The 12,310-nt window shown below is 33.2% G+C and carries 10 protein-coding genes and 1 pseudogene; 1 reads left to right on the top strand and 10 read right to left on the bottom strand.

Annotated elements, in window-relative coordinates:
* Positions 1-178: 178 nt before the first annotated feature.
* The 8 genes from H6F32_RS03615 to H6F32_RS03580 all read right to left on the bottom strand — a co-directional run bounded on the left by H6F32_RS03615 (position 179) and on the right by H6F32_RS03580 (position 9,961).
* Positions 179-760 (bottom strand): Npun_F5749 family FMN-dependent PPOX-type flavoprotein, encoded by a 582-nt coding sequence (locus H6F32_RS03615; protein ID WP_190367970.1) that lies wholly within the window; start codon positions 758-760, stop codon positions 179-181.
* 215 nt (positions 761-975) lie between these two features.
* Positions 976-1,203, bottom strand: coding sequence for a DUF2949 domain-containing protein (locus tag H6F32_RS03610; protein WP_190367969.1), 228 nt, complete (start codon positions 1,201-1,203; stop codon positions 976-978).
* 447 nt (positions 1,204-1,650) lie between these two features.
* Positions 1,651-2,157 (bottom strand): DUF192 domain-containing protein, encoded by a 507-nt coding sequence (locus H6F32_RS03605; RefSeq protein WP_242031034.1) that lies wholly within the window; start codon positions 2,155-2,157, stop codon positions 1,651-1,653.
* A gap of 343 nt (positions 2,158-2,500) precedes the next feature.
* Entirely contained in the window at positions 2,501-3,193 is a 693-nt protein-coding gene (nblR, locus tag H6F32_RS03600; RefSeq protein WP_190367967.1) for a response regulator transcription factor NblR, read from the bottom strand.
* 168 nt (positions 3,194-3,361) lie between these two features.
* A complete protein-coding gene (locus H6F32_RS03595; protein WP_190367966.1) occupies positions 3,362-4,279 on the bottom strand; it encodes an NAD(+) kinase in 918 nt (305 codons plus the stop codon).
* A 379-nt stretch (positions 4,280-4,658) separates the two neighbouring features.
* Entirely contained in the window at positions 4,659-5,159 is a 501-nt protein-coding gene (locus H6F32_RS03590; RefSeq protein WP_190367965.1) for a hypothetical protein, read from the bottom strand.
* Positions 5,160-5,307: 148 nt separating this feature from the next.
* Positions 5,308-7,680, bottom strand: coding sequence for a C2 family cysteine protease (locus H6F32_RS20850; protein ID WP_190367964.1), 2,373 nt, complete (start codon positions 7,678-7,680; stop codon positions 5,308-5,310).
* 610 nt (positions 7,681-8,290) lie between these two features.
* Positions 8,291-9,961, bottom strand: a complete 1,671-nt coding sequence (locus H6F32_RS03580; protein ID WP_190367963.1) for a DNA methyltransferase — start codon at positions 9,959-9,961, stop codon at positions 8,291-8,293.
* Positions 9,962-10,178: 217 nt separating this feature from the next.
* Here H6F32_RS03580 and H6F32_RS03575 point away from each other — a divergent pair, with 217 nt between their 5' ends.
* Positions 10,179-11,612 (top strand): NB-ARC domain-containing protein, encoded by a 1,434-nt coding sequence (locus H6F32_RS03575; RefSeq protein ID WP_190367962.1) that lies wholly within the window; start codon positions 10,179-10,181, stop codon positions 11,610-11,612.
* Positions 11,613-11,732: 120 nt separating this feature from the next.
* Here the strand turns inward: H6F32_RS03575 and H6F32_RS03570 are convergent, their stop codons facing one another.
* Both H6F32_RS03570 and H6F32_RS03565 read right to left on the bottom strand, forming a co-directional pair.
* Complete coding sequence (locus tag H6F32_RS03570; protein WP_190367961.1) at positions 11,733-11,999, bottom strand: hypothetical protein; 267 nt, start codon at positions 11,997-11,999, stop codon at positions 11,733-11,735.
* Positions 11,989-12,264, bottom strand: a pseudogene (locus H6F32_RS03565) (BrnT family toxin). The gene H6F32_RS03570 and the pseudogene H6F32_RS03565 overlap by 11 nt, the downstream one beginning before the upstream one ends.
* Positions 12,265-12,310: the final 46 nt, after the last annotated feature.

Raw genomic sequence — 12,310 nt, 5'->3', positions numbered from 1 at the left:
TCTGCAAGGTCTTAACTGAAACTCCAATCTTTTTAGCAAATTCATGAGGCTTAAACATAAAATCACCCATAGGTTTGTCTATGAGTGTACAGGTTTGTTTATTAAATTGTCAACTTAGGACAATCTCAACTCAGGTATGAAATTGTATGAAATTCTTCAGTATCATCTAGGATATAATTTAAGGGTTAACTTCTTGATAATACCAACTTTGAGTTTCATCAATTTGATATATACTACGGTTTTGTGGTTCACCACGCAATTCTAAATGGTCAACTAACGTCGGTTCCAGCAACAACAAGCAGAAATTTTCTACAGGTTCTATGGAACTAGTCACTAGCTGTGTAAACGCTTCCGGTGTCCTGACTCTCACATCCCCAGGCTGAGGCCAAATAAATTGTACCCTAGCAGCATTACTTAATTCTTGCCACATTTTTATTCTTGCAGCTTGTAAGTTTTCATGAGAATTAGCACTTACTAAAATTAATCTTCCCGCAATACGAAACTGTTCTCTAGTTTTAGGAAAATACCAACAAACTTCCCCATGCCCTTGTTTCTGTATTTGTTCAGCTTTAGCACTACGAATATCAGTAATAAATCGTAACACATCTGTATCTTCCAGAAAACCACGAAACACAACAGTACGGTTTGCAGGTAGTCCATCCTCTCGCACAGTTGCTAATTGTACGTAGCGGGAATACACTAAACTACTATTCTTATGCAGAGCGCGAGAAATAACTGCACGCCAAGGAGCAAGAGACATAAAGTATTATTTTATAGTTACGAAAAATCAAACCTGTAATATTATAAGCTGTTGTGCCTTTAACTTGAATAATTAATACAAGCAAGATGCTTGTGCTACTGTAACTTCAGGTTTTTTTAATTATACAGTGAGTGCTGCACATTAGCTTACTCACAGAAGTTAAAAGCGCTATGAATGCGATCGCTAATCATCACCTATTAATTGTCAATTGTCAATTACACACTTTCCAACCAAGTATAAATTTGTTCAACCTGATCTATAGTGATTAAACCATATTGCCATAGAGTCATAGTCAATAAACTAGGATCTTGATCATGTTGTCGCACAGCCACAGATAAAGACGCTGAAGAAATAGCTAAATCTTCTTGGAGGAAATTAATAAACTGTGAATATCTTGATTTTGCCTTTGACATTTCATGTACCTGAGTAGATTGTATTAACATGTATTTGTTATCCATTATTGAACATTAACTTCTGAATATTATATGGACGGTATTTTATGTGTCACTTTCTTAACAGTTGACTAAAAGTTACAATCATACTAAAAAATATTGTTTTGTTCTAGTCCAACTATTTTCCCAATGGGTTCAACTATCTTAACAAAAGTTATAGAATCAGGAAGTGGTATAAAATTCCTGGTTTATAATTGTTAAATTATTGACTTAGTGGTATTTATTCCAATTACATATTCAGTCATCAAGATTCCATAAACTATACTGTTTTATGAGCAACTATTTGTACTTGTCTCAAAAGAGAGATTTTTAGCATCTATCTTTTGTGCTTATTGGAGAAGTAGCACATTCGAGAAATAGTTTCTTAATAATTTTTTACAAGATAGAACTTCATAAAAATTTTGTATAATCTTTATATTATCAGTATTTTGATGATAATTACTGAGACTTATCAGATTTCAGAAACTTAATTTTTATACTATCTCCTATCCGTAAATTTAACTCTGCTGCTCTCCCTGATCTTAATTCAATTACCTGATCTATGGGTTCATTAGGACCATAAGTGGGACAAGGATCTCTATCACAAGGAGGGGCAGAGGCTTGAATGTATTTTACAACTCCTTTATTCATAAAAACCATATCTAAACCCACAGGAACATTTTTCATCCAAAACTGTACAGGTTGTGAAGAAGGAAATACAAATAACATACCCCTATTATCTGGCAAAGCAGGTCTATACATTAAACCTAGACTTTGTTGCTTGGGAGTGCGTGCTACTTCTAAATCTATTTTTGTTCCTTTAGGAAGAATAGCTTGAGCAGAAATAGGTAATTTTTGACCAAGATTAGTAAGTTTTTTTACTTGTATCGTTGCTGGTGGTGTGGAAGCGTGAGTATCAATAGATATGGGTAGAGATTCTGATGTGGTTGGTGGGGAACAACTCATTAGGAGAAAACTCAGAAAACAGGAACACACATTTAAACAAGGAGACATAAGAGTGCGGGGGTGGGAAGTTCAGTATGGGTTTAGGACTGCTAAACCCCTACAAGAAGTCGGTTTTTAATTTCTAGTTGACTGCTGATAGCTGATAGATTTTGATTATTCTACTTAATTTCTGCAAAATTGACCACAAATTTTAATTTTATTCCTGATTTTAATAAAAACTTAATATTTGCTGAATATCTGAAGAATAGTTGTAAGGTGCGTCAGACTGGACAAATATTGTAAATAAGCGTATGATTGATGTTTGACGCTACTCATTTCCCACTTGCTTGAGGCCTGAAATCCTTTAAGACTCACGCAGTACATAACCGACACCACGAACGGTTTGAATAAGGCGTTTTTGTCCTTCATCTTCAATTTTCAAACGTAGATAACGAATATAAACTTCTATCACATTAGATTCTCCCATAAAATCATAACCCCAAACATTTTCTAAAATTTGATCACGGGTTAAGACCTCGCGGGGATGTTCCATTAAGAACTTTAATAAATCAAATTCCTTCATGGTTAAATCAATAGTTTTGTTATTATAGATAGCGCGACGAGTAGCCACATCTAAAATTAAATCACCAAAACGTATTTGTTCATTACTATCTTGATCAGGACGCAAGTAAAGACGTACTAGTTTGATAAAATCTTCTGAACGATAGGGTTTAAGAATATAATCATCAGCACCAACATCTAAACAAGCAATTCGATCATCCACCGAATCTCTGGCCATTAAAATAATGATAGGAGAACGATTACCAAGACTTCTGAAATTTTTACACAAAGATAATCCTGATTCTCCTACCAACATCCGATCTATGACAATTAAAGCTGGTTGGTAATCACGACTATATTGTAAACTACTGGTTCTATCATCAGTGATGATGGGAGTATAACCTGCTTCTTGTAAATCAGCCGCTAATTGCCGGGCTAAAGTAGCATCAGGTTCAACCACCAATACAAAAACAGAGGGATTGTGAGCAGCTATCATAATAGTGGAGGATAGGGAATAGGAATTTGATTAAACTAGAAATTTGATCATTGATGATGTTCTCATATTTACAGTAGCAATTTTTGAGTTTTCTGTTTGTAATTTAATCATTTGCTATTGTATTTGTTAGTCGGTTTTTCCAACAAAAACCATTTTTGCTACTAGTAATTATGGTAATTCTACAGATGTAGGTTTGGCAATATGTGGTAAACCCCAACCTAATTTTTCCCGTAGAACTTGGAAAAATTCAGGAGACTGGAGACGAATAAACCTGGCCTGATATTGCGATCGCTCCAAGTATACCCGATCTTCTGGTAACACATAACAGCCGCCATTACCGTCTACCACCATCACTAACCGAGGAATATTCACAGGATAGATATTCACTGACTCCGTATCAGGAAATACCAAAGCCCTGGAAGCTAAAGAATGGGGACAAATGGGGACTAACTGTAAAACATTTACTCCTGGGGATATTACTGGACCCCCTGCACTTAAAGAATAGGCTGTAGAGCCAGTTGGTGTAGAAATAATTACACCGTCAGCCGCAATATCTACAGGAGAATGCTCACCCACAGCAATTTCAAAGTGGCACATACAAGTAAGTGGTTCTCGATGTAGTACCATTTCATTTAAACACAACGCTTCCCAGATCACGGTTTCTCCTCGGAGAACTTTGACGGTTAGCATAGTTCTATCTTCTATTTGATATTCATCTGTCATTACCTGTTCTATAGCTTCAGGTAGTTTATTCAGATAGGTTTCTGTTAAAAATCCCATGTGTCCAGTATTAACAGTCAACATAGGTATGCCACAGGGTGCTACTAAACGAGATGCTGCTAATACAGTTCCATCTCCACCTAATACCACTGTAAATTTCATACTTGAGTCAAAGCCAGGGGGCGTAAGACCTTCTATGGGTGTATGACACACCGGACTATGGGGCTGAGAATAACCCAATATACCACCAAGACTGGCAGTAATATATACATCCCAACCGGCGGCGGTAAGTTTGTCCTTGAGTTCCATAGCCACACTTGTAGCTATGGGTTTTACGTCGTTGTAGATAATGCCAGCTTTCGGCACGCTTAAATTTCCAATATGATGGTGACATTTTATATTATATTTCTATATTACCTGTCACCTGTCACCTATTCCTATTCCTAAATTGTTGCTGGTATTGCTGAACTCACGTATGAAATTGAGAAATTCAAAATTTGAAACTTTGCATCTAAGGCAAGTGCTTGGCTTCGCTGATGCGCGAAACAAAATTCATACCACCATTATGTAATGCCTTGTTCCTCCAAATTTTAGCAATTCTTATTCAGGTGAGGATCAAGAGGTAAAAATCAAACGCAGATAAACCCAGATAAACCCAGATAAACCCAGATAAAAATGTCCGTTACTGAATGTTTTCTGAATAAATTTAGATATATTTTGTATCTATTGCCAGTACACAACGCTACTACAAAGACTTGTCCACAGTAACAGGCTGAGATTCAATCACACTAGTCTGATTACCAATTTTATAAGTTATGATTGCCTTAACTTTATCCTTACCTACATAACCAGTTTTATTGGTTAAATGAATATCAACCACAGAATTTTCTAAAGGTTTTAATTCCACTGATTTTGGTTTAAACTGAAAAGGTTGTAATTTTTTATCAGTCACATTGCGAATTTCTACCTTTTCAATTTTTACCGTTTGATTTTTCTCCTGAGGATTTTCTAAAGTAATAAATACAGTAGCAAAACCAATATCACGGTTAGGTTGGGGAGGAACACCAAGAGGTGGTAATTTATTTTCTTGAGATAACAAAGAAACTTTAATCATAACTTTTTTATTAACAGCTTTTGACTGTAATTGCGAAGACAGTTGATGATCAACATGAGTAGGTAAATAATGACAACAATTTATCCTACTATCAAAACTTAATAAACTAACCAGCAAAAATAATGATTTCATATCACCTCCCATGATTATCCATAATTAAATCTATGATAATTGGTTAATCATGATTTCAAATGTGAAAACCTCATCATTCTAAATTAATAGACACAAACTCAGAAATTTAGATCCCAGATTTGCTAAATTCATCTGGGATCTTTTCACTTTAGGTATTAGACCATTGTATAATCGCGCTCAAAGATAACAATTGACTCCAAGTTACATCAGCGTGGTAAATTCCCCAAGGGTTACGTAAATGGAAAGTTCCAGTGGAGGAATTATAGGAAGTGATCGTGTAAGCATGACCATTAACCACACCATAACCACCACCATAAACAAAACCTGCTGTTAAAATTTGATTAGAATTAACCAAATTAATCAGTTGAGTTTGAGTCATATTGCTAACAGATTGGGAAGTAGCGCTTAATCCTGTGACTTGACCAATTACTACATCCATCCAACCACCTTCTATGGCTGCGTAGGAATTATTTTGAGTACCACTGTAAGTACGACTCCAACCAGATTCAGCTAACTGTGCATAGGCTTTTTCGGCTAAAGCTACCCAAAGTTCATTACTGGTGGAAGTAGAAGAACCTCCTCCCCAATCAGCATAGACAGCATAACCTGATGAATTAGTTGGTAAGTAACGATCTACTGTGACATAATCAGCTACACCATTGTTATAAAAACGCACGGTGAAGGTATTATCACCATTATCAAGGAACATATTTTGAATGTAATCAGGTTTTTCCTGGGCAATAGAAGCTAAAGTTGCTACATAATAGCAGTCTCCCACCGCTCCTTGATAAATGTCATCAGCACTTAGACCATTTTGGAATAGAGAACCACTAACATACTGATAGCTATAACTGGAACTAGTTAAATCAGGTCTATCATTTCCTAAGAACCACTTACCAATCAGATTTTCCATTTGGGTATCACTACTACCAGCATACAAGTTACCAAAACCGGAACGAGTGTTAGCTGCATCACCATTTGCAATCTTATTAGATAAGACCTTCACAGAATCAGCCATAGTGAAAAGGGTAGAGTTACTAACTAAAGTCCGTAAGTCAGTTAACTCATTAGCATCAATCACACCACTATCTTTAGCATCACGGAAAATAGCAATCATGTCTTGACGACTTAAGTTACCATCAGCCGCTAAGGAACTGGTTAAAGTGATAATTTGAGCATCTAGTAGATTTTGACTATACCAATCTGTGGGAGTTGGAGTTGGGGTAGGAGTTGGGGTAGGAGTTGGGGTAGGAGTTGGTGTCACCTCAGTAGCAGTTAAAGACAGACTATAATTGGTGTTGCCACTATATGGATAGACTTGGACAAAGTAATTACCAGCATTGAGAGTACGAGTAATGCTGTCTGCTATTGTACCACCATTGGTAGAACTTTGCAGAACATCTCCACTATCTACAATGCCATTATTATTGAAGTCTTGAATTAGTTGTACATCCGCATTTGCACTTAAACCATTGAGAGTCAAACTAAAGTTACTTTGTGTTCCCACATTGAAACTATAGTAATCGTTAGTATCCGAACTTCCTACCCAGTCAGTAAAAGTTTGTGTACCGCTTAATGTACCAACAGCAAGGGCTGTAGCTAAGGTGTTTCCAGCATTATCAACAGGTGCAATAGCAGTAGCAGTTAAAGACAAACTATAATTGGTGTTGCCACTATATGGATAGACTAGGACAAAGTAATTACCAGCATTCAGAGTACGAGTAATGCTGTCTGCTATTGTACCACCATTGGTAGAACTTTGCAGAACATCTCCACTATCTACAATACTATTATTATTAAAGTCTTGAATTAGTTGTACATCCGCATCTGCACTTAAACCATTGAGAGTCAAACTAAAGTTACTTTGTGTTCCCACATTGAAACTATAGTAATCGTTAGTATCCGAACTTCCTACCCAGTCAGTAAAAGTTTGTGTACTGCTTAATGTACCAACAGCACGGGCTGTATCTAAGGTGTTTCCAGCATTATCAACAGGTGCAACAGCAGTAGCAGTTAAAGATAGACTATAGTTAGTGTTGCCTTTATATCGATAGACTCGGACAAAGTAATTACCAGCATTGAGAGTACGAGTAATGCTCTCTCCTATTGTACCACCATTGGTAGAACTTTGCAGAACATCTCCACTATCTACAATACCATTATTATTGAAGTCTTGAATTAGTTGTACATCCGCATCTGCACTTAAACCATTGAGAGTCAAACTAAAGTTACTTTGTGACGCAATATTGAAGCGATAGTAATCGTTAAGATCAACACTTCCTACCCAGTCTGTAAAACTTTGTGTACCGCTTAATGTGCCAATATTCCGTGCTGTAGCTAGGGTATTTCCAGCATTATCAACAGGAGTAGACAGACTAACTGGTTCTGAAAGCTGTAAAGAGTTTAAGTTTGTCAACTTTGGATCTAAATATTTATCGAAATCTTTTGTGAGAGGATCAATGCTATTTGTGGAAATAGAAGAGAGATTAGATAGATCCTCATTTATGATTAAAGTATCCATACGATATTTACACCTTGATATTTAATAAACCTACTCACATCATAATATAGTCTTATACACATTTGTCCTGAGTGCAAATATTGAATTTAAATGTATATTTTCCAACTAAATTGATTAAAATATAGATAAATGCAAAATTTAGAGCTAATTTGGGTAGTGAAATTACTTAATAGATAATTTCCGAAAAAAGCTCTTTCACTTGGGAGAACTTAAAATAACTACAAATGTCCGAAAATTACTAAGTAGAAAATTTTATAAATATTTTAACAATTATGTAAGTGTAATCCACTATTTTTAGTCTTAGATCGCTTGTTTTACAGTTAGTTAACTCAAGATACTTGTATAAGTTTTACCTATGACTATCATAAGTTTTATCTATTTTAACACTTTTTAACTCTATATTTTACATAGATACACATACAATAATAAAATATTCGCTTATTCGATAAATTATATATAATCCTAGTAAGTTTACTTATAGCTACAAGAACACGTGAATTACTAAATTCTAAGTTGAGTTTAATTACTTATTTATTCAAGGTTCAACCTCTGGATCGGGAAAGATCCCCGACTTCTTAAAGAAGTCGGGGATCTTGTTTTTTTGATGATCTTAAATATCAGATTGTTGATCAAATATTACCATTTGACTAGCTTTAATTTCTTTTTGTTTTTCTGCACTTTTCACAACGTCATAAGCTAAAGTCATGGTTAATCTCTGTTTATTTTCAATGATATCTTGTACTGTAACAATTTGAATTTTATCACAGCTATGGGGCATGAGTCTATTTTGATAAAAACCAGCAGCTTTGGCTGTTTTTAACATATCTTTACTGGGATTTTCTAAAGTAATGAATATAGCGATACTGGCATTTTCTAAAGTCATTGTCCCTAATAAATCGCGGATATCTCCTGATTTTACTTTACCTGATTTGACTTGGAAAATGATTTTTTCTGGTTCACCTTTATCACCATGAAAATATACTATCCCATCTACTCCTTTATCTGATCCTTTTTTGGTGTTAATAATAGCTCGGTTATTAGTATAAGTTAAAATTGCCCATTTCTCAAATTCTTTGCGAGTTCTATCATCGGCTTTATTTGCTAGTGCTTTGGCACTTTCCATATCTTTAGGAATACCATGTAATTTGATGATTTCTAAAACTCCTATTCCAAAGCTATCTTCTAATCTTTTTAAGACTAAACTTATGCTTTGATAGGTAATATCTATTCCTATCCATTGTCTATCTAATCTTTGGGAAACTGCAACGGTTGTACCACATCCACAATAGGCATCTAATACTATATCATTTTCGTTGGAACTGGCTTTGATTATTCTTTCTAATAATGATTCTGGTTTCTGTGTTGGATATCCTAAACGTTCTCTTGATGTTGGTGACATTGGTTTAATATCATCCCAAAAAGACATAACTGCAACACCAGGCCGTTCATCTAAATAATATTTTATATAGGGTTGTCCACTACTACTAAAATAGAGTTTATTTTCCTCATAAAACTTATTCATATTCTCTTTGGAATAAGCCCAAAATCTTCCTTGAGGGGGTTTAACACCATGAAATTCGTAAGATGTATCTCCTCCACCTTTAGCTGCGGTAGGGGTTACTAGTCTATATCTCCTACCCTTTTCATCAACTTTGTTATATTGCTGTTCTAGCTGATCATCTTGAAAAGGTCTATAAATTGTATTAAAGGTATACTGATTACTTTTAGAATATAAAAAAATTGTATCAAAATTAATTTCAAATTTTTTTGCTCCCTGTTTTGCATTTCCATGTGCAGTAGTTCTTCTCCAAACAATTTCACTTTGAAATATTCCCTTATTGCTACAAAAAACAGCATCTAACACTAGCTTTAAATAATGACTAGCAGTAGGATCACAATGTAAATAAAAACTACCTGTAGGTTTTAAAACTCGATGAATTTCAGTAATTCTTAAAGTCATACTTACCAAATAAGCAAGTAAACTACCCTTTCCTAAAACATGACTTAAACCATTAATTAAAGCAACACATTGTGAAGTAAATAAACCATGATAATTAGTAATAATTTCATCCATTCCACGAATAGCGTGATCATCCCATTCCCAAGTATCAATAAATGCTTGTGCTTGGGCTTTATCTTCAGCACCAATATTATTATAAATTTGATTATAATTGCGTTTAGAGTTAAAAGGAGGATCAATATAACATAAATCTACCGATTCATCTTTTATATAACGTCTTAAAACTTCTAAATTATCTCCATAGTAAAGTTGATTAATCATAGTTGTTCTCTACTTTTATGAAATAAACTGACTTACATACACCTTGATTAATCATTGTGGTATTAAATTAACTTTTTGTCATGTCAGAAAATCACTGATATTACCTGATGTTTTATCAAGAATTGTTAAGCAAATACCTGATATTACCTGATTTTCTGGACGCAAGATGGGTTATAATGGTTAAAAACCTTAATTAATCTACTTTTTACCTATTTTTATGAATGTTACAGAAATTTTGCAATTTGTAGATACTTTGGTATTTACGGAAACTGAAAAACATTTAGATGATTTACAAAAAAGAATTATTGAGGAACTATTTAAAGGTAAAACTTATAAACAAATTGCTGATATTTATGAATATGATGAAGGTTATATTGGTGATGAAAGTAGGAAGTTATTTAAACTTTTATCTGATAAATTAGGGGAGGAAGTTAATAAATCTAATTTTTGTTGGACTATTGAAAGAATTACAAACTCTATTGTTAATTATGGGAATCATAATATTAATTTGTGTCCTAGTCAGCAACCAAGTAACCAAAAAAATCAGCAAACAAATAATATAGAGAAACCCAAAAATAAACCTCAAGAATATGAACATGATTTAGAATTAGCACCAAGAGTCAAATGTTTTTATGGAAGAGAAGCAGAATTAGAAATATTAAATAAGTGGATATTTAATGATAATGTTGATGAACATATTTCTATTATTAATGTATTAGGATTAAAAGGAGTTGGTAAAAGCACCTTAGTCAAAAGATTTGTAGATATCAATTTACAAAAGTTTGATTTAATTATTTGGAACAATTTAAAAATATATCCCTGTTCTGTAAATGAGTTTTTAGCAAGAATTATTAATCAACATTCACAAAATTCAGAAAAGTCTTTAACATACCGATTTTTGCAATTATTGAAACAACGCAAATGTTTAATTATTTTTGATGATGTCCAAAGTTTATTTACTAATGGTGAATTTGCGGGAAAATATCAACATGAATATCAAGACTATCAACAGTTTTTGCAAATGATGACAGAATTTCCACATCAAAGTAATATTATTTTAATTAGTCAAGAACAACCATCAGAATTTAACTGTTTAAATCAAGAATTATCTAACTTAAATAACAATTTAAATAAATCATATCAATGTTTGGAATTATCAGGATTATATAATATTAATGTTCTCAATAATTTAGGGTTAAAAGTAACTACAGAAAATCACTGGTTAGAACTAATTAAACTATATCATGGTAATCCCATTTATTTAGAAGAAATTGCTAGTTTAATCAGAAATTTATATGGTGGTAATATCAGTGAATTTTTAAAAGAAAATATTACAGAAAATAGTTTAGTAATTACCAAGGATATTAACTTTTACTGTAGTCAATTATTTAATAGGTTATCAACTATAGAACAAAAAATAGTTTTAGAAATGAGTAAATTTGCTCAACCTATATCCAAGCAAGACTTAAAACAATATTTGCAACAAAATTTACAAGAACATCTTACTTTATCAGATATAGTCAATGGTTTAGAGTCATTACGGCAACGTTATATAATCAAACAGTTAGAAGATGAGGAAATGATGTTGAGTGTAGATGGTATTTTTCAGGAATATGTGATTAATGAAAACAAAAATATTCCTATACACTAACTAACCATTTTATAAATATTAACTTACTAAAAAAACAATCATCTTTTTCTGATCATTGAATGATCATTTGATATTTTAATTTATTCATTATTTTCTAATTTATTCATTATTTTTTAGGGATTAAATTAATTTAATTAAAGTTCGTAAAGCGTGATTAACAGATTCAGCATCAGGAAAATAGTCTCTAATATCTGGATCAATGATAATTGTACCTTCTTTTAAATCATAATGCTGAACAATTATTGTACCATCTTCTTGGTGAATTGTCACAGTATGTCCTCGACGATAATCTTGATAGTGTTTACCACGAATACCACCTGTAAAATTGTATTCTGGTAACATATCTTCATCTATAATGTTGTTAGATTCAGGGTTATTATTGTGCATATATTTTTTCTTCATTAGGGGTAGCTTTACGAGAACTAATAATACGGATTTTTGTGTTGCGTTCAGTGTAAACTACAATCAATAAACGTAATTTTTCTGATAAACCAATATCAATAAAACGACTTTCATCAGTTGAATGTTCACTGTCAGTAATGGTAATAGATCAAGGATCATTGAATACGGTTTTTGCTTCTTCAAAAGAAATGCCATGTTTCCTCTGATTTTCTTGTTCCTTTTTCTCATCCCATTCAAATTGTAACGTCAATTTATCCTAACTCCTTAACTTTATCAAAAATATTAATTCTTTGAGA

It is taken from the genome of Anabaena sp. FACHB-1237 (assembly GCF_014696225.1).
Lineage (GTDB): Bacteria > Cyanobacteriota > Cyanobacteriia > Cyanobacteriales > Nostocaceae > FACHB-1237.
This window is presented reverse-complemented; position numbering and strand designations above follow the sequence as displayed.